This window comes from Tabrizicola thermarum (genome assembly GCF_003574395.1).
Taxonomy (GTDB): Bacteria; Pseudomonadota; Alphaproteobacteria; order Rhodobacterales; family Rhodobacteraceae; genus Tabrizicola; species Tabrizicola thermarum.
The window spans coordinates 1-26,160 of the sequence record NZ_QMJY01000019.1 but is presented as its reverse complement, the minus strand read 5'-3'; the positions used below and the strand labels follow the sequence as shown (position 1 = coordinate 26,160).

Genomic DNA, 26,160 nt, shown 5'->3' with positions numbered 1-26,160 from the left:
GGGACGTGAGATCGGCGACCGTCATTGGCGAGCATCGTCGCGCGGCCCTGCCCTACCCCGGTTGGCCCGGGTCCTTCCAGGCTGCAAGGCGTATGCGGGGGGCGGGAGCGCATAAGTTCTTTAGTGGCAGGGGAAAAATCGGGGTGCGCGGCTTCGGGTGCGCATTCGGGGTGCGCAGGTGCGCAGGGGACCGCGGTGCGGGGAACTGAGGAGGCGCGGAGGCCGGAAATGATGGAGAGCCGGGCCCTTCAGGTCGAGTATCGCGAGACCGGCGCGCTTGTGCCTTTCGTCCGCAATCCGCGCGTGCATCCGGACTGGCAGATCGCGCAGATCGCCAGCTCCATCACGAAGTTCGGTTTTGTGAATCCCATCCTGGTCGGCGCCGACGGCGTGCTGATCGCGGGTCACGGCCGCCTTCTGGCTGCCCAGCGCCTCGGCCTGCCGCAGGTGCCCGTGATCGTTCTTGGGCATCTGTCCGAGGCCGAGCGCCGCGCGCTGGTGGTCGCGGACAACCGGATCGCCGAGAACGCATCGTGGGACGAGGAGCTGCTGCGCTCGATCCTCGGGGAGCTGCGCGACGACGGCTTTGACCTGGATGTGGTCGGATTTTCGGAGACGGAGCTGGCGGAGCTGCTGGGCGACGTGGAGGCTGACGAGGCGGAGGCCGGTGCGCTGGGCGATGAGGATTTCGTTCCGGAACCGCCGCCGGAGCCTGTGACCCGCACCGGCGATCTGTGGATCCTCGGGGAGCACCGTGTGCTGTGCGGGGACGCCACCCGCGCCGCCGACCTGCAGCGCCTGACGGACGGCCGGTTCTGCGATGCCATGTGGACCGACCCGCCCTACAACGTCGCCTACGAGGGCAAAGCGGGGAAGATCGCCAACGACGACCTGTCGGCCACGGACTTCGCGCGGTTCCTTGTCGCGGCCTTCTCGGCGGCCGCGCAGGTGCTGGCACCGGGCGCCGCGGTCTATGTCGCCCATGCCGACACCGAGGGGCTTGCCTTCCGCCGCGCCTTCCGTGACGCCGGGTTCAAGCTGTCGGGCTGCCTCGTCTGGGTGAAGCCCTCGCTCGTGCTCGGGCGGTCGGACTACCAGTGGCGGCACGAGCCTATCCTCTACGGCTGGAAACCCGGCGCAGCGCATCGCTGGTTCGGGGGCCGGGCGAAGACCACGGTCTTCGAGAAGCCAGGTTCGCCTGTGCGCGTCATGTCGGACGGCACGGTGCAGGTCGACGTGGGCGGGCAGGTTCTGGTGATTTCCGGGCGCGAGCTGCAGGTCGAGGCGCACGAGGGCAGCGTGATCCGTGCGGAGAAGCCGTCGCGCAATGCCGAGCATCCCACGATGAAGCCGGTAGGCCTGATCCTCGAGATGATCGAGAACAGCACCCGCCGCGGCGATGTTGTGCTGGACCCGTTCGGCGGGTCGGGCTCGACGTTGATCGCCTGCCACCGGTCCGGTCGGTCGGCCCTCCTGACGGAGCTTGAGCCTCGCTATGCGGATGTCATCGTCGAGCGTTGGCAGACCTTCACCGGGCAGCGCGCTGTCCTCGCGGGCGACGGCCGGTCCTTTGCGGAGGTCGCAGCCGGTCGGAGGCGTGCCGCATGAGCCGCAGGGTCGTGCAGCAGCGGCCGCGGGCCCTGCGCTATCTCGGGCGCACGGTGCAGCGGGTCTGCACGCGGGTGGAGACGGCTGCCGAGACCATCGGGCCGCTGCCGCCGGGTATGCGGATGACGGGCGTCACGGCGGGACAGTTTTCGGCCGTCGACGCGCTGGAGCACATGGTCTGCGAGCTCGGGCCCGCTTCGGTTCGCGTCTCGACCTGGACCACTGGCATCTACGATGTCGAACGGACCCGCGCCATCCGGGTGGACGGCCGGATCACGGATGTCCGGTTCCTGCTCGACCGGGGCACCTTCGAGAAGTCGCCGCAGTTCGCTGGCCCTCTGATCGAGGTGCTGGGCGCGGACGCGTTCCGGTGCCTGTCGGTGCATGCGAAGGTGATCATCGTGGATGGCGGGCCCGGACGTGCGGCGGTGTTCCGGTCCTCGATGAACCTTAACAAGAACCTGCGGACCGAGCAGTTCGACATCGACGTCGATGACGAGGTGGCGGCGTTCTACACGCTCTGGTTCGACGGGCTCTGGGAGGAATCCGGGCGGAGCCACGACAACAGGCGCATCATCGCGGCCATCTACGACCGCTACCGGGCCCTGCCGGCAGGCGGCGTGCCTACAGACGGAACCGGCGAGGCTGCGCCGGTGCGGCGGGATCCGCGGCAGCGCCGGGTGCGCAAGGGAGACGTGACGATGACCGTGGCGGACCTGCATTCCCTGATCGGGGACTGACACATGGGTGTGTCGCGTCGCGAATATGCGAGACTGCGCGGGGTGTCGGAGTCGGCCGTCCGCAAGGCGATCAGCACGGGACGGATCTCGGTTGAGCCGGACGGGACCATCGATCCTGAGCGGGCGGACCGGCAGTGGGACGAGCGGACTGACCCGGCGCTGCAGCGCGGTGAGCACGCTCGCGGAATGGCGGCGGCGACGGCGGCGGTGATGGCGCGCGCTGGGGCGGAAACTGGCGCAGCGCCGCGCGGCACGAAGGCGGTGCCGGAGGCGGCGCTGGCGGCGGTTCGGGAGACGCTCGACGAGGCAGGCGAGGATCCGGACCCGAGGGTTCCGGCTGGAGAGGTGTCCTTCATGCGGGCGCGTCTGGCGAACGAGGTTCTGAAGGCACAGCTTCAGAAAATTCGCCTCGCGAGGGAGAAGGGCGAGCTGGTGGACCGGGCGAAAGCGCAGGCGACGGTCTTCGACCTGGCGCGGCGGGAGCGCGATGCGTGGATCGGTTGGCCCGCGCGTGTGGCTGCGAACATCGCTGCGGAGCTCGGCGTGGACGCTCATCGCACGGAACAGGTTCTGGACCGGTATCTGCGGGATCATCTGGGCGAGCTGGCGGAGATCAGGGTTGATCTGGGCGGAGGATCGTGAGGTGCGCCGACGCGCTGGGCTGGTGCTGTGGTTGGCTCGGCTCAAGGTCGATGCGCGTCGTAGGCTTGAGCAGGAGCGGGTTGTTCAGGAGCGGATCGATGAGGAAGGCTGCGGAGCGCTGTTCGGTGTTCTGCGGGCGGTGCAGTGGGAGCATTGGCCATGAGCCTTGCGGAGTTCGACGGGGCGCGGGACATCCGGGCGGCGTGGCTTGCCGGTCTGGCGCCTGACCCTCGGCAGACGGTTTCCGAGTGGGCTGACAGACATCGCGTCTTGTCCTCGCGGGGATCGTCTGAGGCCGGGCCGTATCGCACCGCTCGGACGCCCTATCTGCGCGAAATCATGGACGCGCTGTCGCCCTCTTCGGCGTTGGAGCGGATCGTGTTCATGAAGGCGGCGCAGGTCGGGGCGACGGAGGCCGGGAACAACTGGGTCGGTTATGTGATGCACCGAGCGCCTGGGGCGTTTCTGGCGGTTCAGCCGACAACGGATCTGGCGAAACGCTTGAGCCAGCAGCGGATCGATCCGCTGATCGAGGAAAGCCCTGTCCTGCGCGCGCTGGTGGCGCCGGCGCGGGCGCGGGACTCCGGAAACACGGTGCTCGCCAAGCGGTTTCCGGGAGGTCAGTTCGTCCTGACCGGGGCCAATTCGGCGGTCGGGCTGCGCTCGATGCCGGCGCGCTGGGTGTTCTTGGACGAGGTGGACGCTTATCCCGGCGACGTGGACGGCGAGGGCGATCCTGTGGCGCTGGCGGAGGCGCGGACAGTGAGCTTCGGTCACCGGGCGAAGATGTTTCTGGTCTCGACGCCGACGATCCGTGGCTTGAGCAGGATCGAGAGGGAGTTCCTGCGGAGCGATCAGCGGCGCTATCACGTGCCCTGCCCTGTCTGCGGGACGCTGCAGTGGCTGAAGTTCGAGCGGCTGCGGTGGCCGAAGGGCATGCCGGAGCGGGCGCGCTATCACTGCGAAGCCTGCGAGGAGCCGTTCGAGGAGCGGCACAAGACGGCGTTCATGGATCCGGCGAACGGCGCGCGCTGGATTGCGACGGCGCCGGCGGAGCAGATCGCTGCCGCATCGGCGGCCGGCATTGCAGGGTTTCACATCTCGGCGCTCTATTCTCCCCTTGGCTGGCAGAGCTGGGCGGAGATCGCGCGCCTCTGGGAGGCGGCCCAGGGAAACGACGCGGCGCTTAAGACGGTCAAGAACACGGTGTTGGGCGAGACCTGGGCGGAGCGCGGTGAGGCTCCTGACTGGGAGCGGCTCTACGAGCGGCGCGGGCCGCATCGTCTGGGCGAGGTGTCGGAGGGCGTTCTGGTGCTGACGGCCGGGGCGGACGTGCAGCGGGACCGGGTCGAGATCGATGTCTGGGGCTGGGGGCGCGGCTTGCGGTCCTGGCTGATCGACCACATCGTCATCGAGGGCGAGATCGGGACGGAGCCAGTGCGGCAGGCGCTGTCGGAGCTGCTGTTGCGCACGTGGCGGCATCCTTCGGGCAGCGAGTTGCCCATCTCGCGGCTGGCCATCGACTCCGGGGACGGCGCCACCACGGACGCGGTCTATTCATGGGTGCGGGCGCAGTCGCGGGACCGGGTGATGGCGATCAAGGGGATGCGCGACGGTGTCGTCACAAGCCCGGTCGATGGCCCCAGCTGGGTGGAGGTCACGGAGCGCGGCCGGAAAGTTCGGAGAGGCGTTCAGCTCTGGTCGGTGAAGGTGGGATTCTTCAAGTCGGAGACCTATCGCTTCCTGCGCCTGGGCCAGCCGACGGACGAGGATCTGGAGGCGGGCAGCGCCTGGCCTTCAGGGTTCATCCACATCCCGAGGGGTATCACCTCGGAGTGGGTTCGGCAGCTCACGGCCGAGCAGCTTGTGACGGTTCGGACCCGGGCCGGCTACATGAAAACCGAATGGCAGCAGCTGCGGGATCGCAACGAGTCGCTGGACTGTCGGGTCTATGCGCGGGCGGCGGCCTGGCTCATGGGCCTGGACCGGTGGGACGAGCCGCGCTGGGAACAGCGGGAGCTTGCGTTCGAGACTCCTCGGGCCGGTACGGCGGAGCAGGAGCGGGTCGTGCCGGCGGATGTGTCGCCGGTTCGTGTGGCGCCCGGTCAGAAGCGTCGGCAGGACTGGCTGGGGCCGCGGCGCGGCCGTTGGATTTGACATTGTGAGTGGCTGTTGCGCATTCGCGCAAAATGTGGTAGCCATGGCGGCATGATCGGAGAGGCGCGCTTGGGAGGACCGGCGCGCCTCTTGTCGTTTTCGGGGCAGGCATGAGCGGTTTCACCGAGGACGAGGCGGCGGCGCTGCGGCGCGCGCTGGCCTCGGGCACGCTGGTCGTGCGGACGGGCGAGCACGAGGTTCGCTACGGCAGCTTTGAGGATCTGCGGGCGCGGCTGGCTTTCGTGGAGGGCCGGCTGGTGGCGGCCACGGCGACGCGGCCTGTGGCGGGACTGGCGACGTTCCGCAGGAACTGAGATGGCAAGGCGTGGCGGGATTCTCGGCTGGTTGCGGTCAGTGGCACCGTGGCTTGCCGGGCGCGGCGCAGCTGTGACGGCGGCGCGGGCCTACGACGCGGCCGGTCGCGGGCGCGGAACGGAAGGCTGGATGGCGGCCGGCACGAGTGCGGACGCGGAGGTGGCCGCTGCCGGTTCGGCGCTGCGTGACCGGATGCGCGATCTGGTGCGCAACGATCCGCTTGCGGCGAAGGCGGTTCAGGTTCTGGTGTCGAACATCGTCGGCACCGGGATCCGGCCGCGGGCAGCGGGCCCGGACGCGGCAGTGAACCGGGCCGCGGACGAGGTCTGGAAGCGCTGGGCGGAGAAGGCCGACGCGGACGGGCACACGGATTTCCACGGCCTGACGGCGCTGGCGGTGCGGGAGATGATCGAGGGCGGCGAGGTGCTGGCGAGGCGCCTGCGGCGTCGCCCGTCGGACAGGCTGCCGGTGCCGGTGCAGGTCCAGCTCCTCGAGGCGGATCACCTTGACGGATCGCGCACGGAGCTGCGCGGCGACGGTTCTCGGATCGTGCAGGGCATCGAGTACGACGGCGCCGGTCGGCGGCGGGCCTACTGGATCCATCCGGAGCATCCGGGGGACGCTGCAGGGCTCGGGCGGGGTCTGCGGGACAGTCAGCGGGTGGAGGCGGCGCAGATCGCGCATCTGTTCGAGCGCCAGCGGGTGCAGAACCGTGGCGTGCCGTGGGGCGTGCCTGCGATCCGCGCTCTGCGGGATCTGGGCGACTGGCAGGTCGCGGAGCTGAAGCGGAAGAAGATCGAGGCGTCGGTCGTCGGATTCGTCTTCGGGGCGGACGAGGAACAGTCCTCCATTGCGCCGGCGGTTCTGGACGCGGACGGGAACCGGGTCGAGCAGTTCGAGCCCGGTCTGATCGCCTATGTGCGGCACGGCAAGGACGTGAAGTTCAACTCGCCGGGGTCGACCGCTGGGATATACGAGTGGAACCGGGTGCAGCAGCACATCATCGCGGCCGGGTTCCGGGTGCCCTACGAGCTTCTGACAGGCGATCTCAGTCAGGTCAACTTCTCGTCCGGAAGGATGGGGCTGAACGAGTTCCGCCGCATGATCGAGGCGGTGCAGTGGCACACGGTGATCCCGCAGTTCTGCGCGCCCGTCTGGCGCTGGGTCATGGAGGCGGCGTGGACGGCGGGCCTGGTGCCGGACCCGGACATTCCGGCGGAGTGGGGGCCGCCGCGGTTCGAGAGCGTCAATCCGCTGCAGGACGTCACGGCGGACATCCTGGAGGTGCGGGCCGGGTTCTCGACGCTGGCGCAGCAGATCGCGCGGCGCGGCTACGATCCTGTGGAGGTGCTGCGCGAGTGGCAGGCGCAGGCCAGCGAGCTGGATGCGGCGGGTCTGGTGTTCGACAGCGATCCGCGGCGCGTGACGAAGGCGGGTCTGGTGCAGCCGGAAGCAGGCACGGTTGCGGAGTGAGGAACACGGAATGAGGGACGAGGCGATGCTGCCGCTGCTGGAGCGGGCGGCGGATCTGCGCGTGCCGGATGGCGCGTCGGAGAACGGAGAACAGATCGTCGAGGTTGTCTGGACCACCGGCGCCACGGTCAGGCGGGTGCGCTGGGCCTGGGAGGGTCCGGAGGAATACGACGAGGAGCTGGTGGTCGAGCCGGGATCGGTGCGGCTCGGGCGGCTGAACGGCGGCGCGCCTTTTCTGGATTCGCACCAGGGCGGCGGGCTCGGGGCGGTGCTGGGGTCGGTGGTTCCGGGCTCGGTGCGACTGGAGGGCGGCAGCGGTGTGGCGCGCGTGCGGCTGACGGGAGCGGAGGACGCTCAGGCCGCGGTGCGTCGGGTGCTGGAACGGCACGTGGCGATCTCGGTGGGTTACCGGGTCTATCGCTACGAGGTGGAACGGCGCGAAGGGGGGCGGGATCTCTGGCGGGCGGTCGACTGGGAGCCGCTCGAGATCTCGGCGGTGGCGATCCCGGCGGATGCCGGGGCGCGGATCCGGGCGGAGAGCGGCATGGAAGTCGCGAACCTCTGCCGGATCACGGTTCGGAACGGAGATGCCGCGGTGGCGGCGGTGGAGCAGGAGGGCGGAATGCCGGAGCAACGGAACGAAGCGGGCGTTCTGCCCGCGGTGGACGAGCGCGGGGTCGCGCAGGTTCAGGAGGGCGCAGGAGGCGGAGCGGATGAGGTGGCGGAGGTGCGCCGTACGGCGGCGGAGATCCTGCGGCTGTGCGCCCGGCACGATCTCGGGCAGGAGTTCGCGGCCGAGCTGGTGGCGCGGGGCGTGAGCCTTGATCAGGCGCGGGCGGCGGTGCTGGACCGGCTGGCCGAGCGCGACAATCATGGCGCTCGGACGGTGGAGCCGGTGCCGGCGCAGGTGCGTGGTGGGCCGGATACCGCATATCGGGACGCGGTTTCGGCCGCGCTGCTGCATCGCTACAGCCCGGCGGAGTTCGAGCTGCCGGCGGGCGCGCGGGAGTTCCGCGGGATGTCGCTGATCGAGCTGGCTCGGCACGCGCTGGGCCGGGACGGACGGTCGACGGCCGGCCTGTCGCGGATCGAGGTGGCCACGGAGGCGCTGCTGGGCCGGGCGGGGCTGCATTCGACCGGGGATTTCCCGTTCATCCTGGCGAACGTGGCGAACAGGACCCTGCGGCGGGCCTACGAGACCACGCCGCGGACCTTCACGTCCTGGGCGCGGCAGCGGACCATTGCGGACTTCAAGCCGGTCTCGGTGACGCAGCTGGCTGGCGCGCCCAGCCTGCTGGCCGTGCCGGAGTCGGGCGAGTTCACCTACGGCACCATCGGCGAGGGGCGCGAGGTCTACGGCCTGCTCACCTACGGGCGCATCGTCGGGATCACGCGGCAGGTGCTGGTGAACGACGATCTCGATGCTTTCACGCGGGTGCCGGCGGCCTACGGCGCCGCGGCAGCGGACCTCGAATCGGACATCGTCTACTCGATCTTCACCGGCAACCCCGCGATGGCGGACGGTCAGTCGCTGTTCCACGCCTCGCACGGCAACCTCGGCACGGCGGGTGCGATCAGCGAGGCGAGTCTGTCGGAGGCCTATCGGCTGTTCGGGGCGCAGCGTGGCCTCGAGGGGCGGCTGATCGGTGTGCTGCCTCGCTTCATCATCGTGCCGCCGGGCGCGCGCTCGGTGGAGGCGCGCAAGAACGTCACGGCCACCACGCCGGACGCGGTGGCGGGCGTGAATGCGTTCGCCAATAGGCTGGAGGTGGTCGAGGAGGCACGACTCATCCCGGCCAGCGGCGCCGATCCGTGGTTCATGGCCGCGGATCCCGCGCGGATCGATACGGTCGAATACGCCTACCTGGACGGGCAGCAGGGGGTCTATACCGAGGTCCGGCAGGGCTTCGAGGTGGACGGCATCGAGATCAAGGCTCGGCACGACTTCGCGGCCAAGGCCATTGACTGGCGCGGCCTCTATCGGAACGCCGGCGTCTGAGCGGCCTGACGTCAGCGCGCTGCGCATCCTCCCGCGCGGCAGCGCCTCGACCCGGCCGGTGGCGGCGGCCGGCCGGGTCATCTGTCCTCGATTCAAGGAGATACGGAAATGCGGAACTTCGTGGCAGCCGGCGGACGGCTGGAGATCACGGCCGGAGCGGACATCGCGTCGGGCGCGGGTGTGCTTGTCGGCAATCTGTTCGGGGTGGCTGAGGGGCCTATCGCGAACGGCGCGAAGGGCGTCGTCGTTCTGACCGGAGTGTTCGATCTGCCCAAGGCGCCCAGCCAGGCCTGGACGGTGGGCGTGCGGGTGTACTGGGATGCGGCCAACGCGCGCTGCACGACCACAGCCACCGGCAACACGCTGATCGGGGCGGCCGTGGCAGCGGTGGGCGGCGGCGCCGGTGAGACAGTGGGACGTGTGCGCCTCAACGGGGCTGCCGTCTGATGAATGCGTTCGAGATGGCGGTGCGGGCGGTCTGCGCGGATCGCCATCTCGGTCTGGACGCGGTCTGGCGGCAGGGCGGCAGCGGACCCGGTGTGCCCGTGCGGCTGATACGGCGGCGGCCGGACGCGACCACGGCATTCGGCGAGGGACGGTTCGTCAGCGGCACGGACGAGGTGCTGGTGCCGCTGGCGAACGTCCCTGATCTGGCTGTCGGCGACACGTTCGAGGTCGGTGCAGAGCTGCTGGAGGTTGCCGGAGATCCAGTGCGGGATCCGCGGCATCTGGCGTGGTCGGCAGCGGTGCGGGTGCTGTGAGGATCGAGGTCAGCATCGATCCGCCGGTCGAGGCGGTGACGGCGGAGGCGCTCGAGGCCGGGCGGCGCGGGGTCACCGCGGCCATCGGCGCGGCCGGTGCGGCGCTCAAGGCGGGCTGGCGGGCGCAGATCGTTGCAGCGGGGCTTGGGCAGCGTCTGGCGAACACAGTGCGCGAGCGCCTCTATCCGGGGCGGCCGTCGCTGGGAGCGGCGTCGCTGGTCTGGACAAAGGCACCGGACATCGTGGACGCGCACGACCGCGGCGCGCTGATCCGCAGCGGCAACGGCTTCTGGCTTGCGATTCCGCTTCCAGCCGCCGGCAGCCTTCCCGGAAACGCACGAATGACGCCGCTGGCGTTCGAGCGGCGCACCGGCCTGAGGCTGCGCTTTGTCTTCCGGCGCGGACGACCGTCGCTGCTGGTCGCGGAGGGTCGTGTCAGTGCGGCCGGGCGTGCGGTGCGGTCGCGGTCGAAGACCGGGCGCGGCGTGGCGACGGTTCCGGTCTTCGTGCTGGTGCCGCAGGTCAGACTGGCGAAGCGGCTGGACGTCGGGCGTCTGGCGCGGGCGGCAGGCGAGCGGTTGCCCGCGCTGATAGCGGCGAACTGGAGGGATCGGTGAGGGAACGTCTGGTTGCCATTGCGAACGTGGCGCTGGAGGCCATTGCGCAGGACAATCGCACGGACGGCTGGAGCGCGGAACGTGGGTCAGCTCTGCGGGCGGGGCTGATGCGGGTCGCGGCGCTGGCGCAGGCGGCTGGTGGGAGCGTCACGCCGGAGCGGAGGCCGAGCGAAACCTGCACGGTGATCTGGCGCGGGCAGGAGATCGCGGTGACGGCAGGATTCCGGCCCGGGACGGGAGCCGTGATCGACGTTACGGCACGCGGCTGGCGGGCGGGCGCGGATCTGCAGTGTCTGGCAGACGATGCATGTGGCGTGATCTCCGCGGCGCTGCAGCGCGGGGTGTCTGTGGCCGAGCTGCGCAGACTCGCGGGGTCGGCGCCCGTCTTGTGTGGCGGTGCTGAGCTGGATGAGCCGGTGAGTGTCATCGGCGCGATCCTGCGAGGTCTGGAGCAACTGGAGCGCGGGTCGTGACGACGGCGGAGACGGTTCTCGCGGCGCTGGCGTCCCGGATCGCGGCGGCGCTGCCGCCGGGTGCGGTTTTCCAGCGCAACGGAACGCTGCCGGTGCGCATTCCGGCGACCGGGGCAGCGATCCTTCGGGACGGGGAGCCCGGCGAGGCTGAGCGGCTGTTTTCGCCGCCGGTGTGGTACTTCGAGCACGAGGCGGAGCTGGATCTGGTCGTGGAGGGCGGGCCGGAGGCGGCGCGGCTCGAGGCGCTCGATGTCCTGCGGCAGTCCGTGGCGGAGGCGCTGGCTGCGGATCGGTCGCTTGGCGGTCTGGTGGACTGGTGCGAGCCCGTCGCGGCGCGGTCGGTGGATCTGGCCGTGGACGGCGGCGACGGGTTGCGCGGGCTCGAGGTGCGGATCCTGCTGGCCTACGCGGCGGCGGATAGTCTGGGATAGGGGGACTGAGGAATGGCACGGCAACCCGGGGCGCGGGCGGCACTCGCGCTGGCGTTCGAAACGGTCTACGGGACGCCGCCGGCGTCCGGCTATTTGCGGATGCCTCTGGCGTCGGCCAGCCTCGGCGCACAGCAGGAGCTGCTGGCGTCGGAGCTTCTCGGTTACGGACGGGATCCTTTGGCGCCTGTCCTGGACGCGGTGACGGCGGACGGCGACGTGGTCGTGCCCATTGATGCGCGGGCGTTCGGGCACTGGCTCAAGGGGGCGTTCGGTGTGCCGACGACCACCGGGGCCGGGCCATACACGCATGTGTTTCAGTCCGGATCGTGGTCGCTGCCGTCCATGGCCATCGAGGTGCAGATGCCGCAGGTGCCGCGCTTTGCGATGTATCGCGGCTGTGTGGTGGACAAGGTCAACTGGACGATGCAGCGCAGCGGGCTGCTGACTGCGACGGTGAGCGTGGTGGCGCAGGGCGAGACGGTGCAGGTGGCGAGCGCGGCGGGGGCGCTGACGGATATCCCGCTCGCGCGGTTCTCTCATTTCCAGGGGAGCCTCGAGCGGGACGGCGTTCCTCTCGGCTCGGTGATTTCGGCCGAGTTCACCTACGCGAACAACCTTGACCGCATCGAGGTGATCCGCGGCGACGGCATGATCGACGGCGCGGATCCGGCGCAGGCAACGCTCACGGGGCGTATCACCATGCGGCTGGCGTCGACGGCGCTCATCGACCAGGCGATCAGCGGTGCGCCGTGCGAACTGGAGGCTGCCTGGGTTTCCGGGAGTGACAGCCTGACCTTTACGGCGCATGCCGTGCATCTCTCGCGGCCGCGGGTGCCGCTCGAGGGGCCCCAGGGTGTGCAGGTCACATTCGACTTTCAGGGGGCGCAGGGAGGTGCCGGCAGCCGGCTGTGCACCACGACCCTCGTGAACGACGTTGCGAGCTACGCATGATCCGGCTTGATCTGAAATCGGCGCCGTTCTGGCTGGATCTGCCGGTTGGTGTCAGGCTGAAGCTGCAACCTCTCACCACGGGGTTGATGGCGGCTGCTCGGGCGGACGCGACGGTGCAGGCGCTTGCGGCGGACGCAGCGCCGGAGGTGCAGGCGCTTGTGCTGGCTAAGGCCGTGGCGCGCGCGGCGATCCTCGACTGGGACGGCGTCGGCGACGCGGAAGGCAATCCCCTGCCCGTCAGCCCGGAGGCGGTGGACGCGCTGCTGGACCTCTGGCCTGTCTTCGAGGGCTTTCAGCTGGGGTATGTGGCGAAGGGTCTTCTGGTGGCGCAGGAGGGAAACGTCTGCGCGCCCTCGCCCGCTGGCACTGGAGCGGGGGCGGCGACTACTGCGGAGCCTGCGGCAGCGAGTGCGGGGACTGCCCGGCTCGTCTGAATGCACCCGAGACGGTCGAGGGCTGGCTGGTATGGGATCTTGCTCAGCGGCTGGGAGGGCAGTGGCGGACGTCCATGGGTGGCGTGGTGGGCTGGGATCTGGGAGCGGCGCTGGCTCTTGCGGCGGCGCTCGGGGTGCCAGCGGCGGCGGCGGCGGAATGGCTGCCGCTGATCGAGGCAGAGGCGGTGACGGCTGTGAACGCGAGGGTGGATCGGAGTGACTGAGCGGAGGGTTTCCGTCCGTCTGGTGGCGGTCGGCGGGTCGCAGGTCAAGGCCGAGCTGGTCGAGATCGGCCAGACCGGCGCGGCGGCGCTGGGCCGGATACCACAGGCGGCGGAGAACACTTCGAGGGCGCTGGCGCTGGTGGATCGGACGTCTGCGCAGGCGGCATTCCGTGCCCGCATGCTGGCGTTTCAACTGAACGACGTCTTTGTCTCGCTGGCATCCGGGCAGAACCCGCTCATGGTCTTCATCCAGCAGGGCAGTCAGATCGCGCAGATCTACGGTGGCGAGAACGGAGGCGTCCGGGGAGCGCTGCGGGATCTGGGCGGCATGGTCGGAGGCCTGGTGACCCGTCTCGGGCCGCTGGCGCTTGTGGTGGGAGCCGGTGCGCTGGCGGTGGCCGGGATGCGCTCGGAGATCGAGGCTGCGACCGGTGTGGCCGTCACGTTCGGCGACACCGCACTGGCCGTCTGGCAGGTGGTCAGCAGCGGAGTATGGGAGTTCATCCAGCCGGCGGTGGCAGCCATTGCGCCGTGGTTTTCGGCGGCGTGGCAGGCGATCAGCAGCGGCGCGATAGCGGTCGGCAACACGCTGATCAACGCATTCCGGATCGCGCTCGAGGGGATCAGGGTGGCCTGGGACGGCGGCTGGCAGTCGGTCTACGGGCGGCTGCTGATCTTCGTGGAGGATGCGGTCGGCGCGGTGGTCGCCTTCGGTGATCGCGCGATTGCGGTGTTCACGGGTGCCTACGATGCGATCAAGGCGATCTGGGGCAAGCTGCCTGCTGCCATCGCGGATTTCGCCTACCAGGCGGCGAACGGTCTGATCGGTGGCGTCGAGGCCATGTTGAACGCGGTCGTGAACCGCATCAACAGCTTCATCGAGACGCTGAACGCCGCGCTGGCGATGTTGCCAGAATGGGCCACGGGCGAAGGCGGGGTCAGGATCGGGACGCTCGACCCTGTGGAGCTGGGGCGCATCGACAATCCCTTTGCCGGAAGCGCCGCCGCGGCGGGCGAAGCAGCGGCGGCGGCCTTCGAGGCTGCGCTGGGGCGAACCTACGTTCAGGCGCCGGATTTGGGTCTGCGCACGCGTGGGGAGGCGGCAGTGGCGGCCGGGGACGCCGCATGGGGCGCGTTCGGCAGTAGCGCGAGGGAGATGTGGGGCCAGAATCCCTTGGGTGAGTTCTTTGACTCCGTTCAGGCACAGGCGGTGGAGAACGCTCTCAATCGGACGGCCGAAGCAGCGAAAGGTGCCGGGAAGGCTGCGAAGGGCGCCGGGCGCGAGGCGAAGGAAGGCGCGGAGGAGGCGGTCACGGGCTGGCAGGCGGCGCAGGACGCTCTGGCGGACTACGCTGCACGGGCGCAGAGCATCGGCAAGGACATCGGGCAGGCGCTGGTGTCGGCGTTCGGCCGGGCGGAGGAAGCGGTGGCGGAGTTCGTGAGGACGGGGAAACTGAACTTCCGGGAACTGGTTACGTCGTTGATTGCGGATCTGGCGAAGCTCGCTGCCCGGCGCTTCATCCTGGGGCCTCTGGCCAGCATGCTGGGCGGAGTGCTTGGCAGCCTGGGGGGCGGCGGGCTGTTTGCGAACGTGTTCCATGCAGGTGGTGTTGTGGGCGACGGCGGTCCCGGCCGGATGGTGCCGGCCCTTGCTTTCGCGGGTGCACCGCGCCTGCACAACGGCGGATGGGCGGGATTGCGGCCCGACGAGGTGCCCGCGATCCTGCAGCGTGGCGAACGGGTCCTGTCGCGCCGGGAGGCGTCGGGCTATGGACGGAGCGGATCTGCGCCTGTCAACGTCACGATCAACGCCCGCGACGCCGAGAGCTTCCGGCAGTCGCGGACGCAGGTGGCGGCGGACATCGCGCGCGCCGTGGCCCTCGGTCGGAGAGGAATGTGATGGCGTTTCACGAGGTCCGGTTTCCCGACAACATCAGCCGGGGCGCGCGAGGTGGCCCTGAGCGGCGGACTCAGATCGTCGAACTCGTGAGCGGGGCGGAGGAACGCAATGCCAGCTGGGCCAACTCGCGCCGCCGCTATGACGTCGCCTATGGCATCCGCCGCGCTGACGATCTGGCAGCGGTCGTTGCGTTCTTCGAGGCGCGGAACGGGCGCCTTCACGGCTTCCGCTTCAAGGACTGGGCCGACTTCAAGTCCTGCCTGCCGTCGCAGACGCCGGGCCCGACTGATCAGCCCATCGGCACCGGCAACGGCGCGGACAGGCAGTTCCAGCTGGCCAAACGCTACACTTCCGGCGCGCAGTCGTGGACACGGGCCATCACCAAGCCGGTTGGCGGGACCGTCACCATCGCCGTGAACGGCACGCCGCAAGCCTCCGGCTGGTCGGTGGACACCACAACGGGTGCAGTGACCTTCACCACGGCGCCTTCTGTTGGCGTCGCCATTACCGCGGGCTTCGAATTCGACGTCCCCGTGCGATTTGACTCCGACAGCCTCGACGTCATTCTGGACCTCGAACGCCTCGGGTCGATTAACTCGATCCCGCTCCTGGAGATCCGCGCATGAACGACGGGACCGGGTTTCTGTCAGCGGTGCTGCGGGAGCTTGCTGCCTCGACGGCGGTGATCCTTGCCGCCTGGGGTGCGCTGGGCGGTGCGACCAATGCACTGACGACCCGGATGCGGCTGCGCGACGCGCTGCGCCACATTCTTTTGGGCGGGCTGATCGCGGCCGGAATGGGGAGCTTTTCGATGGCGGTGGTAACCCGGTGGCTGGCACTTCCGCCCGAGGCGATCCCGGCAGGCGGTGCGGCGGGATCCGCAGCCTATCTGGTCGGTGTATTTGGGCCCGCGTTCATTGAACTGGTTCTTGCGCGGCTGCGGGGAGCCAAGGGGGGCGAGTTCGATGAATGACCTGCACCGGCTTGTGCGTGCGGTCCGACTTGACGCGACGGACCCGCGCCAGACTTTCCGCCATCGTATGTGGACTGGGGTGGCGGTAGCTGTTCTGATCCTTGTTCTCTCGCTTCTCAGGTAAAGCCATGCACATGAGCGACCGGGGTCTTCTGGCCCTTGTTCGGCACGAGGGTATTGTGCCCGGACCGTATCTCGACGTGAGGAACGTCTGGACCTTCGGCATCGGCCACACGGCCGCCGCGGGGCCACCTGATCCGGCGCGGATGCCGCGTGGCATGCCGGTCGTTCTCGATGCCGGGATCCGCGAGGCTTTCCGACTCTTCCGCGCTGACCTCGCCACTTACGAGGCCGAGGTGTGCCGTGCGGTGAAGGTGCCGCTGGCGCCGCACGAGTTCGATGCGCTGGTCAGCTTTCACTACAACACCGGCGCCATCGCCAAGGCCACGCTGACGAAAGCGCTCAACGCTGGCAATCGCGTTCCAGCAGCCGACGCGTTTCTGAACTGGCGGCGGCCGGCCTCGATCATCTTGCGCCGCGAGGCCGAGCGCGACCTGTTCCGCCACGGCCGCTATCCCGGCGGAACGATCCCGGTCTGGGCAGTGGATCGCACGGGCCGCGTCGACTTCTCGCGTCCCGTCCGCCGCTTGACTGAGGCCGAGGCGCTGGCGCTTCTGCGCCCGGCGCTGGCGCCGCAGCTGTCTGTCCCTCAGTCGGCGCGCGACGCACCTGCCGGCTGGCTCACCCGGCTGGTGGGCTTTCTCTTTAGCTTGATCCGGAGGGTCTGATCCCATGCGCTACATCCGTCCGACCTCGCTCACCTGGTGGGCGGGGATGCTCGCCTTCGCCACCGGCGCCGCATCCCTCGTGATGCCCACCAGCGGCCCGCTCACTGATCTGGCCCGGCTGATCACGCTCCTGTCCGGTTCGGGCGATGCCTCTCCGGCCGCGCTGATCGCGCTTGGCCTCGGCCTGATCGGGCTGCGCGACTGCCTTGAACGCGGGTTCCGCGGCGATGATTGAGTTTTTTGCTGGCTTGGTGGTGGGCGGCGGCGTGGGCGTCTTAGTGGCAAGCCTGTGCGTCGTCGCAGCGCGCGGGGAGCGGGACGATGGCTGATCTCCTGATCTGGCTGGTCGCGGCTCTGGGCGCGGTCGGCGGCGTCGTTCTCGGCCGGGTCTGGGGACGCGCGGAAGGAGAACGCGCGGGCAAACGGGAGGCGGAACGCGATGCCACGGAAGACAAGAACAAGCGTGTCGAGCGCGGGCGGGATGCGGTTCGTGACGGCCGCGGCGCTGGCGATCCCGCTGACAGGCTGCGCCGTAACGACGGGCGCTGGTGATGCGGGCTGCGCCTCGTATGCCGAGGCGCGGCTCACCCGGCCGGATGCCGAGACCGTCGCGGAGTTTCCGCCGGACTGGGCGAACTGGATCGCCGATCTCGATGACCGTATGACTGGAACCTGCCGATGAAATCCCTTTCGCCTGCGCTGCAGACCCATCTCGACGAGGGCACGACGACGCTCGCATGGTGCTGGCGCATCATCCGTGCCGATGGCGTGACCTTTGGCTTCACAGACCACGACCGGACGCTCACCTTCGACGGGACGGAATTCGAGCCGGAAAGCGGGCTGACAGCTTCCGAGGTGCGGTCGGGATCGGACCTCTCTGTCGATGCGCAGGACGCGCAAGGCGTTCTATCCTCCGACCGGATCACCGAGACCGACATCCTTGACGGCCGCTGGGACAATGCGGCGGTCGAGGTCTGGCGGGTCAACTGGTCGGCGCCGGCGGAGCGCGTGCTGCTGCGGCGCGGGTCAATCGGTCAGATCAGGCGCGGGCGGGTGGCGTTTGTGGCGGAGGTGCGGTCACTGGCCCATGTGCTTGGCCAGACGGTTGGCAGGACGTTTCAGGCGGGGTGCGATGCGGCGCTGGGCGATGGGCGCTGCGGGGTGGATCTGAACAGCCCGGTGCATCGCGGCGTTGGAACGGTCATCAGCCCTTTACGGGAGCGCGCATTCAGTGCCTACGGACTGGAGGCATTCGCGTCCGGCTGGTTCAGTCGCGGGCAGCTCGAGTGGACGAGCGGTGCGAACGCAGGAAGGCACGTTGAAGTGCTTTCGCATGAGAACGGGCCGGACGGCGTGGTGGTTACGCTCCTTGAGGCGCCGCTGCGGGCGGTGGAATTTGCGGATGAGTTCATCATCCGCGCCGGTTGCGACAAGCGGATCGCGACCTGCAGCGCGAAGTTCGCCAATGTCGCCAACTTCCGGGGCTTTCCGCACATACCGGGTCAGGACGCTGTGCTTCGCTACGCCACAAAGGACGGCGGCCACGAGGGGGCGGTCCTGTGAGCGCGCTTGGCCGCACAGCCGATCCCACACGCGTCATCGCCGCTGCGCGGTCCTGGCTCGGCACGCCTTATCACGACCAGGCCAGCCTGCGCGGGGTCGGCTGCGACTGCCTCGGCCTTGCGCGGGGCGTCTGGCGCGAGGTGGTCGGGCCGGAGCCGTTCCCGATCCCTCCCTACAGCCGCGACTGGGGCGAGTGCGGAGCGCGGGAGGTGCTGGCAGACGGGGCACGGGCGATGATGCACGAGATCGCTCCAGCAGATGCCGCACCCGGTGCGCTGGTCCTGTTCCGCATGAGTTCGCGCGCGATAGCGAAGCACGTCGGGATTGTGACGGAGGGCGGGCTGTTCATCCATTCATATGACCGGTTGGGTGTGATCGAGGAGCTGCTGACGTCGGCCTGGCGTCGTCGCATAGCCTTTGCCTTCCTGTTTCCTGCCAGCTGAGAGCTTCGTATGGCCAGTCTTGTCCTGGGTGCCGTCGGCACCGCAATCGGCGGCGCCTTCGGTGGCACCATTCTGGGCCTGTCGGGTGCCGCGATAGGCGGAATGATCGGCTCTGCGGTCGGAACGGTCGTGGACAACTGGATCGTGTCTTCGCTGGCCCCTGCGCAGCGGATCGAGGGGCAGCGGCTGGACAGCCTTCGCGTCACAGGTTCGACCGAGGGTGCCGTGCTGCCCCGCCTCTACGGGCGAATGCGGATCGGCGGCAACATCATCTGGTCCACGGATTTCCGTGAGGAGGTCCGGACAACCAGGCAGGGCGGCGGCAAGGGACGCGGGCCGAAAGTCGAGACCACGGAGTACCTCTACTACGCCAGCTTCGCCGTGGCGCTTTGCGAGGGCGAGATCACCGGCATCGGGCGCATCTGGGCCGACGGCAAGCCGATGGACATGACCGGCATCACCTGGCGCTGGTATCCGGGGAACGAGTCGCAGGGCGCGGATCCGTTCATTGCCGCGAAGATGGGGGCTGCCAACACGCCCGCCTATCGCGGCACAGCTTATGTGGTCTTCGAGGAACTTCCGCTTGCGGCCTACGGCAACCGGCTGCCGCAGCTGACGTTCGAGGTTTTCCGTCCGCTGGCGGATGCGGACACGGCCGAAGGGCTGGTCAGGGCTGTGACGCTCCTGCCAGGTGCTGGTGAGTTCCTCTACGCGACGGAGCCCGTAATGAAGGGCGGAGTCGGCAGCGGGACAGCAGAGAACCTGAATGCCTCGCCAGACGTTGCGGATATTGTCGTGGCGCTGGATCGGCTGCAGGCCATGGCTTCGGCCGTGGAAAGCGTCAGCCTGGTGGTGGCGTGGTTCGCAGACGACCTCCGCGCCGGGCACTGCAAGATCCGGCCAGGGATCGAGGTGGCGAGCAAGACGACTCGGCCGAAAAGCTGGTCTGTGAACGGTGTTGCACGCGCTGGGGCTTATCTGGTCAGCACGGATGGTGCCGGTCGACCTGTATTTGGCGGCACGCCAGCGGATTTCGCTGTTTTGCAGGCGATCATGGAGCTGAAGCGGCGCGGCCTTCGAGTTACTTTCTATCCCTTTCTGCTGATGGACATCATTCCCGGCAACGAGCGGTGGAACCCATATTCCGACTTTGCCGGGCAGGCTGGGCAGCCGGTTTATCCATGGCGCGGCAGGATCACCTGCACTCCGGCGGCGGGCTTTGCAGGCACGGTGGACGAGACAGCAGCGGCGGCATCGCAGGTCGCGAGTTTCTTCGGCGCGGCGATGCCGGCGCAGTTCACAGTGTCGGGCGAGAACGTCAGTTGGACGGGGCCTGCCGGCGAATGGGGCTATCGGAGGTTCATTCTGCACTACGCCCATCTCTGCGCGGTCGCTGGCGGGGTCGACGCCTTCCTGATCGGCAGTGAGATGCGCGGCCTGACTACCGTTCGTTCCGGCGCTGGCACTTATCCGGCAGTCACGGCGTTGAAGGCACTGGCGGCGGATGTGAAGGCCATCCTCGGGTCCAGCACCAAGGTCGGCTACGCTGCTGACTGGTCGGAGTATTTCGGGCACCATCCGCAGGACGGCAGCGGCGATGTCTGGTTTCACCTCGACCCGCTCTGGTCGGACGCCAACATCGACTTCATCGGCATCGACAACTACATGCAGCTCTCGGACTGGCGCGACGGGTTCGAGCACACGGACGCGCTGGCAGGGTGGCCTGCTATCCACGACCGGGCGTACCTGCAGAGCAACATCGCGGGCGGCGAGGGCTTTGACTGGTTCTACCTGGACGAGTGGGATCGGGCGACGCAGCAGCGGACGGCGATCACGGACGGAGCCGCGGGCAAGCCGTGGGTGTTCCGATACAAGGATCTGCGTGCCTGGTGGTCAAACCCGCATTTCAACCGGCCGGGCGGAGTGGAAAACGGCACGCCCACGGCATGGGTGCCGCAGTCGAAGCCCGTCTGGTTCACCGAACTGGGCTGTCCCGCCATCGACCGCGGCACCAACCAGCCGAACGTTTTCTTTGATCCGAAGTCTTCGGAAAGTCTTTCGCCGTATTTCTCGCGGGGCTGGCGCGACGACGCGATCCAGCGCGCCTATCTTGAGGCCACCTTCCTCTGGTGGGGGCAGGCTGCGAATAATCCGATTTCATCCGTCTACGGTGGCCGGATGGTGCATGTGCCCGAGTGCGCCGCCTGGACCTGGGACGCGCGGCCCTATCCGTTCTTTCCGGAGCAGACAGGAGTCTGGAGCGACGGCGAGAACTGGCGGCGCGGCCATTGGTTGACCGGACGGCTCGGTGCGGTGTCGCTGGCCGCTCTCGTGCGCCACCTCTGCCTGCGCGCCGGGCTGTCCCAGAACCTGATCGACGTTTCCGGCCTTTGGGGCGCGGTGGAGGGCTATGTGATCGGGGCGCTGGAAAGCCCTCGCGCCTCGATTGCCACCTTGGCGCGGCATTTCGGCTTCGATGCCATCGAGACGGAGGGCTTAATCCGTTTCGTCATGCGTGGGCGGGCTGCCAGCCTGACCCTCACGGTGGATGAGCTGGTCGCCAGCCGCGACGGCGAGGCCTTCGAGCTGACCCGCGGCCAGGAGACCGAACTGCCCCAGGCCCTGAAGTGGCAGGTTGCCCGCGCGGATGAGGATTACGACGCGGCGCTGGTCGAGGCACGCCGCATCACCGTCGACACGACGCGCATCGCTTCGGAGAGCTTCCCGATGGCGATCCCGCCGGAGGAGGCTGAACGCCGCTGCCGCCGCGCGCTGATGGAAGCGTGGATCGGACGTGAAAGCGCGACTTTCCGCCTGCCGCCTTCCCGTCTTGCTCTCGATCCGGCGGACGTTATCCGGCTGATGCACGACGGCCGGGAGGTGGAGTTCCGGGTGGTGTCGGCAGCTGACGGAGACGCGCGCAGCATGGAGGCCATCCGGCAGGATCGTGCTGTCTACGATCTGCCGCCTGGCGAGCCACGGGCAGCCAACCTGCGCGGGCCGGTAGTTTTCGACGAGCCTGTGGTGGCGCTACTGGATCTGCCGCAGATTGCAGAGGAGCAGCCGCCGCATCAGCCTCTTGTAGCCGCCTACGCCAGCCCGTGGCCCGGGAGCGTGGCGGTGTTTCGGAGTCCTACGCAGGACGGGTTCGAGTTGCTGACGACAGTAGGCAGGCGGGCGCGCATGGGGACGCTGGCAGTCGATCTGTACCCCGGTCCAGTGTCACGCTTCGATCTTGGAAACGCACTGATCGTGGACCTGCTTGGAGGAACCCTTGAGTCTGTGACGGATGTGGCGCTCCTGGGCGGCGCAAACACGTTGGCCGTGCAGAACGGAGGCTTGTGGGAGATCGTTCAGGCCGGCACGGCAGAACTGATCGCGCCGGGCCGATACCGGCTTACCCGCCTCCTGCGGGGCCAACGCGGGACGGAACATGCCATCGGCAATCCGGCAGCTGCAGGTGCGAGGGTTGTGGTGCTGGACGCGGCGCTGGGCGTCATTCCGGTTGGCGAGACTGATGTGGGCCTGCCGTGGAACTGGCGGGTGGGTCCGGCCGCCCGCGCCGTCACCGACGACAGCTATGCCGCGCTGGGCTTCGCCCCGACCGGGCGGGGCCTCGTGCCGTTCGCCCCGGTCCATGTCGAGCAGCCTTGGCGCACGGCACGCAGCCCGGGCGATCTGACGATCCGGTGGACCCGGCGCTCCCGCGCGCTGGTGGCCGATTCCTGGGAGCAGATCGAGGTGCCGCTGGCGGAGGACGTGGAAGCCTACGAAATTCAGATGCTTGACGGCGCTGCAATCAAGCGCACCCTAAGCAGCAGCACGACGTCCGTGCTCTACACTGCGGCACAGCAGACCGCAGACTGGGGCGCGCCGCTCGGCCCCGGCCAGACGCTGGCAATCCGCATCTACCAGCTCTCGACCCGCCTTGGCCGCGGCACGCCCGCGACCGCGACCCTTCAGTTCTGACGGGAGTTACCATGCCTGACACCACGACCCATCTGGGTCTGCCCTACCTTCTGGCGGCGCAGGCGCAGAAGCATGTCACCCACAACGAGGCGCTGCGGCTGCTGGACTGCTTGGTGCATCTTGCGGTCCTCGACCGGACGCTCACGACCCCACCCGCGAGCCCCGCCGACGGAGACCGGCACCTTGTGGCCTCCGGCGCGACGGGCCTCTGGGCCGGGTGGGACCTGAACATTGCATTCTGGGTTGACGGTGCGTGGATGCGGTTGGTGCCGCGCATCGGTTGGATGGTCTGGGTTGCGTCCGAGCGTCTGTTTCTCGTGTGGACCGGCACTGCCTGGGAGGTCGTGACGGACGCTTTGGGCATCATTGTGCGGGGCGCATCGGTGGAGCTGGCGCGCAGCACCAGCGGAGGGACGACGGGTGTCGCGGTTGCGGAGGAGCTGCTGGCCGGGCTGACCGGAGCTTTCGTGGACAGCACGGTTGTCATCCCTGATCGGGCAATCGTGCTGGGCGTCTCGACGCGAACGGTGACTGCCATCACCGGGGCGAGCTCATACGATTGCGGGATCGCAGGTGAACCTGCGAAATTCGGCGGGTCGCTTGGGGTCGCTGCCGGGAGCACCAACCGCGGCGTGATCGGCCCGCAGGCGTTCTACGCAGACACGCCGGTGCGGCTCACCGCGAACGGGGGTGCGTTCACCGGCGGAGCGGTGCGGCTGGCCATTCACTATCTGACCATCGGCGCAACAGATTGAGGAGATAACCATGGCTTCGACCTGCGTGGTTTCAGGGCAACTGGTCGGCCCGGACGGGGCGCCTGTGGTCGGGGTGCCGGTGACGTGGATCCGCGCACCCGAGGTTGTGGCGCCTGTGTCGGGCGGTGGGGTGGCGCCGGAGCGTGTCACGGTGACCACGGACTCGGTGGGCAACCTGTCGGTGGATCTGGTGGCAGGGCGCTACTTTGTGGTGGCAGCGCTGCCCGGCGGCCGGCGTATTCGGGCGACGGCGGCGACGGTGCCGAACGCTCCGACGGCGAGTCTGCAATCAGTGCTCGAGGCGACAGGTCCCGTGGCGCCCGGACTGAGTGGCGGGCTGGTGCGGGATCTGCTGAGCGGCCTTGTCGGGGACGAGCGGCTGCATGCGAGCGCCATCGCGGGGCTCGGTAGCGGGGGTGGGCCCATCGGCATTGCAGACGTGACCGGGCTGCAGGCGGCGCTGGACGGTAAAGCGTCGGCCACGCACGGGCACGCCGCGGCGACGTCGCTGGCTGACGGCTTCATGTCTGCCGCCGACAAGGCGAAGCTGGACGGTATCGCGGCGGGCGCGAACGCCTACAGCCACCCGGACCACACCGGCGACGTGACGAGCGCGGGCGACGGCGCGACCACCATTGTGGCCGGTGCTGTGACCAATGCCAAGCTGGCCAGCATGTCAACGGCCACGATCAAGGGGCGGGCCAGCGCGGGCACCGGCGACCCGGAGGATCTGACCGCAGCGCAGGCGACGGCGCTGCTGGACACGTTCACCAGCGGGGCAAAGGGGCTTGCTCCCGCCTCCGGCGGCGGCACCACCAACTTCCTGCGCGCGGACGGAACCTGGGCAGCCCCGCCCGGCGGCGGGATCAGCGACGGCGACAAGGGCGACATCACCGTCTCGGGGTCCGGCACGGTCTGGACCATCGACGCGGGCGCCGTGACGCTGGGCAAGCTGGCCGACATCGCGACCGACAGCTTCCTCGGCCGCGACAGCGCCGGAATCGGGGCGCCAGAGGTGCTGACCCCGACGCAGGCGCGGGCGATCATGAACGTGGCGGACGGGGCAACCGCGAACGCATCCGACGCCGCCCTGCGCGACCGGGCGACGCATACCGGCACGCAGCCCGCCACGACGATCACCGGGCTTGCAGCGGTCGCCACCAGCGGCTCGGCCGGCGACCTGACCGCTGGCACCCTGCCGGCGGCCCGGTTCGATGACACCGCCCACGGCAGCCGCGCAGGCGGCGCGCTGCACGCCGCAGCGACCGGGGCGGTCGCGGGCTTCATGTCTGCCGCCGACAAGACCAAGCTGGACGGCATCGCGGCGGGCGCAAACGCCTACAGCCATCCGGACCACACCGGCGACGTGACGAGCGCGGGCGACGGCGCGACCACGATTGCCGCCGATGCCGTGACCAACGCCAAGCTGGCCAACATGGCCACGGCAACGATCAAGGGGCGGGCCAGCGCAGGCACCGGCGACCCGGAGGATCTGACCGCAGCACAGGCGACGGCGCTTCTGGACACGTTCACCAGCGGCGCGAAGGGGCTTGCTCCCGCCTCCGGTGGCGGCACCACCAACTTCCTGCGCGCGGACGGGACCTGGGCGGCGCCTGCGGGCGGCGGTGGCGGGTCGCCGGGCGGTGCGTCCGGTGAAATCCAGTTCAACAACGCGGGCAGCTTCGGCGGCGCGGCCGATGTGGAGATCGAGGGGGGCCAGCTGCGCCTGCCGACCATCGCCACCCCTGCCGCCCCGGCGGCGGACGGGCTGAAGCTGTTCGGGCGCAAGGTGGGCGGTCGCGCCATGCCGGTCTTCATGGGGCCGAGCGGGCTGGACAGCGCGCTGCAACCCTCGCTGGCGCGCAACAAGGTCGGCATGTGGCTGGCCACCGGCAACGGCGGCACCGATACGGCCTGGGGCCTCGCGCTGACCGGGGGCGGGACGGCGACAGCCGAAAGCGTCGCGACCACGAACCTTCATACCTACATGCGCCGCAGGTCTTGGCGCGTGACCACGGCATCCACGACTGCAACGGCAGGCCTGCGATGCAATTACCTGCAATGGACGCTTGGCGGGCCGTCCGCCGGTCTGGGCGGGTTTCACACGGTCTGGCGCTGGGGTCCGGCAACCGGCGTTGCCACCCCGACCACGCGGGCCTTCGTCGGGATGCGGGGATCGGTTGCGGCGCCGACGGATGTCAACCCCTCGACGCTGACCAACATCTGCGGCATGGGCTGGGATTCCGGCGACGCCAACATCCAGTTCATCCACAACGACGGCACCGGCGCGGCGACGAAGATCGACCTTGGCGCAAGCTTTCCGCGCCCGACCGTCGATCTGACCTCGGTCTATGAAGTCGCGCTGTTCGCGCCGCCGGGCACCACGCAGTCGCTGAGCTATGAAGTGACGGATCTCGCTTCCGGCGCGGTGGCGACCGGCACGGTCACGACCGACATCCCGGCCACGACCCAGCTTCTCGCCCCCTATGGCTACATCAGCGTCGGCGGCACAAGCTCTGTCATCGGCTTTGCTGTCATGAGCCTCTACATCGAAAGCGATTACTGACATGATCCTGCACGTCCTGTTCACCGAGAATGGCATCCCCGGCTGGATCGGCGAGACACCGCATGTGAGCATCGTGCCGAGGGCGGCGGTGATGTTGGAGGGCCGTGGCGCGCATGCAGTACTGCCTTTCGCAGGCAGTACTGCATGCGCGCCACGGCGGCGGCAGCAGCGTCGGCGCCGCGAGCAGTTCTGAGGGGGAGCTTCAGGCGGCCTTGTCTGGAGCGCGTGCCTATTGATTTGGGACAGCGTGGTTTTCACGTTTCACGATTCGGACCGCCTACGTTCCGCCGCAGTTTTCATCTGAGAGCGTTGATTTCATTGGGTTGTCGGCGGATTGCAAATCCGTGTAGACCGGTTCGATTCCGGTACCCGCCTCCA

At 69.0% G+C, this 26,160-nt stretch carries 29 protein-coding genes; all 29 read left to right on the top strand.

Translation table 11 applies throughout. From position 1 onward, the window contains the following. The first annotated feature begins 228 nt into the window (after nucleotides 1–228). The 29 genes from D5084_RS08965 (at nucleotide 229) to D5084_RS08835 (ending at nucleotide 25,975) form a co-directional block, all read left to right on the top strand. On the top strand, nucleotides 229–1,608 hold the full coding sequence (locus D5084_RS08965) for a site-specific DNA-methyltransferase (RefSeq protein ID WP_128515189.1): 1,380 nt from the start codon (nucleotides 229–231) through the stop codon (nucleotides 1,606–1,608). Continuing rightward, a complete protein-coding gene (locus D5084_RS08960) occupies nucleotides 1,605–2,348 on the top strand; it encodes a phospholipase D-like domain-containing protein (protein ID WP_128515188.1) in 744 nt (247 codons plus the stop codon). The genes D5084_RS08965 and D5084_RS08960 overlap by 4 nt, the downstream gene beginning before the upstream one ends. A 3-nt stretch (nucleotides 2,349–2,351) precedes the next feature. After that, nucleotides 2,352–2,990 carry an elements of external origin gene (locus D5084_RS08955; protein ID WP_128515187.1) on the top strand — a complete coding sequence of 213 codons (639 nt, stop codon included), beginning with the start codon at nucleotides 2,352–2,354 and terminating at the stop codon, nucleotides 2,988–2,990. Continuing rightward, a complete protein-coding gene (locus D5084_RS18355; protein WP_155523113.1) occupies nucleotides 2,968–3,153 on the top strand; it encodes a hypothetical protein in 186 nt (61 codons plus the stop codon). Before D5084_RS08955 ends, D5084_RS18355 begins: the two co-directional genes overlap by 23 nt. Beyond that, complete coding sequence (locus tag D5084_RS08950) at nucleotides 3,150–5,147, top strand: phage terminase large subunit family protein (RefSeq protein WP_128515186.1); 1,998 nt, start codon at nucleotides 3,150–3,152, stop codon at nucleotides 5,145–5,147. Before D5084_RS18355 ends, D5084_RS08950 begins: the two co-directional genes overlap by 4 nt. A 110-nt stretch (nucleotides 5,148–5,257) precedes the next feature. Next, nucleotides 5,258–5,461 carry a phage head-tail joining protein gene (locus D5084_RS08945; RefSeq protein ID WP_128515185.1) on the top strand — a complete coding sequence of 68 codons (204 nt, stop codon included), beginning with the start codon at nucleotides 5,258–5,260 and terminating at the stop codon, nucleotides 5,459–5,461. Nucleotide 5,462: 1 nt separating this feature from the next. Beyond that, entirely contained in the window at nucleotides 5,463–6,935 is a 1,473-nt protein-coding gene (locus D5084_RS08940; RefSeq protein ID WP_128515184.1) for a phage portal protein, read from the top strand. A gap of 10 nt (nucleotides 6,936–6,945) precedes the next feature. Then, nucleotides 6,946–8,934, top strand: a complete 1,989-nt coding sequence (locus D5084_RS08935; RefSeq protein WP_128515183.1) for a prohead protease/major capsid protein fusion protein — start codon at nucleotides 6,946–6,948, stop codon at nucleotides 8,932–8,934. Nucleotides 8,935–9,042: 108 nt separating this feature from the next. After that, a complete protein-coding gene (locus D5084_RS08930; RefSeq protein ID WP_128515182.1) occupies nucleotides 9,043–9,381 on the top strand; it encodes a DUF2190 family protein in 339 nt (112 codons plus the stop codon). After that, complete coding sequence (locus D5084_RS08925; RefSeq protein WP_128515181.1) at nucleotides 9,381–9,695, top strand: head-tail joining protein; 315 nt, start codon at nucleotides 9,381–9,383, stop codon at nucleotides 9,693–9,695. Before D5084_RS08930 ends, D5084_RS08925 begins: the two co-directional genes overlap by 1 nt. Beyond that, nucleotides 9,692–10,312: a DUF6441 family protein gene (locus tag D5084_RS08920; protein WP_128515180.1), complete on the top strand. Its 621-nt coding sequence runs from the start codon at nucleotides 9,692–9,694 to the stop codon at nucleotides 10,310–10,312. Before D5084_RS08925 ends, D5084_RS08920 begins: the two co-directional genes overlap by 4 nt. Then, nucleotides 10,309–10,785 (top strand): hypothetical protein, encoded by a 477-nt coding sequence (locus tag D5084_RS08915; protein ID WP_128515179.1) that lies wholly within the window; start codon nucleotides 10,309–10,311, stop codon nucleotides 10,783–10,785. The genes D5084_RS08920 and D5084_RS08915 overlap by 4 nt, the downstream gene beginning before the upstream one ends. Further along, nucleotides 10,782–11,216: an acyl-CoA transferase gene (locus D5084_RS08910; RefSeq protein ID WP_128515178.1), complete on the top strand. Its 435-nt coding sequence runs from the start codon at nucleotides 10,782–10,784 to the stop codon at nucleotides 11,214–11,216. Before D5084_RS08915 ends, D5084_RS08910 begins: the two co-directional genes overlap by 4 nt. Nucleotides 11,217–11,228: 12 nt before the next feature. Then, nucleotides 11,229–12,167 (top strand): phage tail tube protein, encoded by a 939-nt coding sequence (locus D5084_RS08905; RefSeq protein WP_128515177.1) that lies wholly within the window; start codon nucleotides 11,229–11,231, stop codon nucleotides 12,165–12,167. Continuing rightward, entirely contained in the window at nucleotides 12,164–12,601 is a 438-nt protein-coding gene (locus D5084_RS08900; protein WP_128515176.1) for a phage-derived protein YdaY family protein, read from the top strand. The genes D5084_RS08905 and D5084_RS08900 overlap by 4 nt, the downstream gene beginning before the upstream one ends. Nucleotides 12,602–12,675: 74 nt before the next feature. Then, a complete protein-coding gene (locus D5084_RS08895) occupies nucleotides 12,676–12,825 on the top strand; it encodes a DUF7697 family protein (protein ID WP_238382585.1) in 150 nt (49 codons plus the stop codon). Continuing rightward, on the top strand, nucleotides 12,818–14,725 hold the full coding sequence (locus tag D5084_RS08890) for a phage tail tape measure C-terminal domain-containing protein (protein ID WP_128515174.1): 1,908 nt from the start codon (nucleotides 12,818–12,820) through the stop codon (nucleotides 14,723–14,725). Before D5084_RS08895 ends, D5084_RS08890 begins: the two co-directional genes overlap by 8 nt. After that, nucleotides 14,725–15,351, top strand: a complete 627-nt coding sequence (locus D5084_RS08885; protein ID WP_128515173.1) for a DUF2460 domain-containing protein — start codon at nucleotides 14,725–14,727, stop codon at nucleotides 15,349–15,351. Before D5084_RS08890 ends, D5084_RS08885 begins: the two co-directional genes overlap by 1 nt. Then, nucleotides 15,348–15,698 carry a Clp protease/crotonase-like domain-containing protein gene (locus tag D5084_RS08880; protein WP_128515172.1) on the top strand — a complete coding sequence of 117 codons (351 nt, stop codon included), beginning with the start codon at nucleotides 15,348–15,350 and terminating at the stop codon, nucleotides 15,696–15,698. The genes D5084_RS08885 and D5084_RS08880 overlap by 4 nt, the downstream gene beginning before the upstream one ends. A 128-nt stretch (nucleotides 15,699–15,826) precedes the next feature. Further along, nucleotides 15,827–16,486, top strand: coding sequence for a lysozyme (locus tag D5084_RS08875; protein ID WP_128515171.1), 660 nt, complete (start codon nucleotides 15,827–15,829; stop codon nucleotides 16,484–16,486). A 4-nt stretch (nucleotides 16,487–16,490) separates the two neighbouring features. Then, nucleotides 16,491–16,721: a hypothetical protein gene (locus D5084_RS08870; protein ID WP_128515170.1), complete on the top strand. Its 231-nt coding sequence runs from the start codon at nucleotides 16,491–16,493 to the stop codon at nucleotides 16,719–16,721. Next, nucleotides 16,714–16,815, top strand: coding sequence for a DUF3789 domain-containing protein (locus D5084_RS19010; RefSeq protein ID WP_494337061.1), 102 nt, complete (start codon nucleotides 16,714–16,716; stop codon nucleotides 16,813–16,815). The genes D5084_RS08870 and D5084_RS19010 overlap by 8 nt, the downstream gene beginning before the upstream one ends. Then, nucleotides 16,808–17,038 (top strand): hypothetical protein, encoded by a 231-nt coding sequence (locus D5084_RS08865; RefSeq protein WP_128515169.1) that lies wholly within the window; start codon nucleotides 16,808–16,810, stop codon nucleotides 17,036–17,038. Before D5084_RS19010 ends, D5084_RS08865 begins: the two co-directional genes overlap by 8 nt. Nucleotides 17,039–17,164: 126 nt before the next feature. Beyond that, entirely contained in the window at nucleotides 17,165–18,049 is an 885-nt protein-coding gene (locus D5084_RS08860) for a phage/gene transfer agent baseplate hub protein (RefSeq protein WP_128515168.1), read from the top strand. Continuing rightward, nucleotides 18,046–18,492, top strand: a complete 447-nt coding sequence (locus D5084_RS08855; protein WP_128515167.1) for an NlpC/P60 family protein — start codon at nucleotides 18,046–18,048, stop codon at nucleotides 18,490–18,492. Before D5084_RS08860 ends, D5084_RS08855 begins: the two co-directional genes overlap by 4 nt. 9 nt (nucleotides 18,493–18,501) lie before the next feature. Then, nucleotides 18,502–22,461 carry a baseplate multidomain protein megatron gene (locus tag D5084_RS08850; RefSeq protein WP_128515166.1) on the top strand — a complete coding sequence of 1,320 codons (3,960 nt, stop codon included), beginning with the start codon at nucleotides 18,502–18,504 and terminating at the stop codon, nucleotides 22,459–22,461. 11 nt (nucleotides 22,462–22,472) lie between these two features. Further along, the gene (locus tag D5084_RS08845; RefSeq protein WP_128515165.1) at nucleotides 22,473–23,216 is read left to right on the top strand and encodes a DUF2793 domain-containing protein; all 744 of its coding nucleotides are present in this window, start codon (nucleotides 22,473–22,475) and stop codon (nucleotides 23,214–23,216) included. A 10-nt stretch (nucleotides 23,217–23,226) separates the two neighbouring features. Further along, on the top strand, nucleotides 23,227–25,782 hold the full coding sequence (locus tag D5084_RS08840; RefSeq protein ID WP_128515164.1) for an autotransporter outer membrane beta-barrel domain-containing protein: 2,556 nt from the start codon (nucleotides 23,227–23,229) through the stop codon (nucleotides 25,780–25,782). Between the two features lies 1 nt (nucleotide 25,783). Next, nucleotides 25,784–25,975 carry a hypothetical protein gene (locus tag D5084_RS08835; protein ID WP_128515163.1) on the top strand — a complete coding sequence of 64 codons (192 nt, stop codon included), beginning with the start codon at nucleotides 25,784–25,786 and terminating at the stop codon, nucleotides 25,973–25,975. Nucleotides 25,976–26,160 lie beyond the last annotated feature (185 nt).

What these genes read in the sequence shown, in the direction of transcription:
- D5084_RS08880 (WP_128515172.1), top strand. Translation starts at nt 15,348, where the DNA reads ATGAACGACGGGACCGGGTTTCTGTCAGCGGTGCTGCGGGAGCTTGCT.
- D5084_RS19010 (WP_494337061.1), top strand. Translation starts at nt 16,714, where the DNA reads ATGATTGAGTTTTTTGCTGGCTTGGTGGTGGGCGGCGGCGTGGGCGTC.
- D5084_RS08850 (WP_128515166.1), top strand. Translation starts at nt 18,502, where the DNA reads ATGGCCAGTCTTGTCCTGGGTGCCGTCGGCACCGCAATCGGCGGCGCC.
- D5084_RS08840 (WP_128515164.1), top strand. Translation starts at nt 23,227, where the DNA reads ATGGCTTCGACCTGCGTGGTTTCAGGGCAACTGGTCGGCCCGGACGGG.
- D5084_RS08895 (WP_238382585.1), top strand. Translation starts at nt 12,676, where the DNA reads ATGGGTGGCGTGGTGGGCTGGGATCTGGGAGCGGCGCTGGCTCTTGCG.
- D5084_RS08905 (WP_128515177.1), top strand. Translation starts at nt 11,229, where the DNA reads ATGGCACGGCAACCCGGGGCGCGGGCGGCACTCGCGCTGGCGTTCGAA.
- D5084_RS08845 (WP_128515165.1), top strand. Translation starts at nt 22,473, where the DNA reads ATGCCTGACACCACGACCCATCTGGGTCTGCCCTACCTTCTGGCGGCG.
- D5084_RS08965 (WP_128515189.1), top strand. Translation starts at nt 229, where the DNA reads ATGATGGAGAGCCGGGCCCTTCAGGTCGAGTATCGCGAGACCGGCGCG.
- D5084_RS08835 (WP_128515163.1), top strand. Translation starts at nt 25,784, where the DNA reads ATGATCCTGCACGTCCTGTTCACCGAGAATGGCATCCCCGGCTGGATC.
- D5084_RS08945 (WP_128515185.1), top strand. Translation starts at nt 5,258, where the DNA reads ATGAGCGGTTTCACCGAGGACGAGGCGGCGGCGCTGCGGCGCGCGCTG.
- D5084_RS08865 (WP_128515169.1), top strand. Translation starts at nt 16,808, where the DNA reads ATGGCTGATCTCCTGATCTGGCTGGTCGCGGCTCTGGGCGCGGTCGGC.
- D5084_RS08885 (WP_128515173.1), top strand. Translation starts at nt 14,725, where the DNA reads ATGGCGTTTCACGAGGTCCGGTTTCCCGACAACATCAGCCGGGGCGCG.
- D5084_RS08860 (WP_128515168.1), top strand. Translation starts at nt 17,165, where the DNA reads ATGAAATCCCTTTCGCCTGCGCTGCAGACCCATCTCGACGAGGGCACG.
- D5084_RS08960 (WP_128515188.1), top strand. Translation starts at nt 1,605, where the DNA reads ATGAGCCGCAGGGTCGTGCAGCAGCGGCCGCGGGCCCTGCGCTATCTC.
- D5084_RS08925 (WP_128515181.1), top strand. Translation starts at nt 9,381, where the DNA reads ATGAATGCGTTCGAGATGGCGGTGCGGGCGGTCTGCGCGGATCGCCAT.
- D5084_RS08875 (WP_128515171.1), top strand. Translation starts at nt 15,827, where the DNA reads ATGCACATGAGCGACCGGGGTCTTCTGGCCCTTGTTCGGCACGAGGGT.
- D5084_RS08930 (WP_128515182.1), top strand. Translation starts at nt 9,043, where the DNA reads ATGCGGAACTTCGTGGCAGCCGGCGGACGGCTGGAGATCACGGCCGGA.
- D5084_RS08935 (WP_128515183.1), top strand. Translation starts at nt 6,946, where the DNA reads ATGAGGGACGAGGCGATGCTGCCGCTGCTGGAGCGGGCGGCGGATCTG.
- D5084_RS08870 (WP_128515170.1), top strand. Translation starts at nt 16,491, where the DNA reads ATGCGCTACATCCGTCCGACCTCGCTCACCTGGTGGGCGGGGATGCTC.
- D5084_RS08955 (WP_128515187.1), top strand. Translation starts at nt 2,352, where the DNA reads ATGGGTGTGTCGCGTCGCGAATATGCGAGACTGCGCGGGGTGTCGGAG.
- D5084_RS08900 (WP_128515176.1), top strand. Translation starts at nt 12,164, where the DNA reads ATGATCCGGCTTGATCTGAAATCGGCGCCGTTCTGGCTGGATCTGCCG.
- D5084_RS08940 (WP_128515184.1), top strand. Translation starts at nt 5,463, where the DNA reads ATGGCAAGGCGTGGCGGGATTCTCGGCTGGTTGCGGTCAGTGGCACCG.
- D5084_RS08950 (WP_128515186.1), top strand. Translation starts at nt 3,150, where the DNA reads ATGAGCCTTGCGGAGTTCGACGGGGCGCGGGACATCCGGGCGGCGTGG.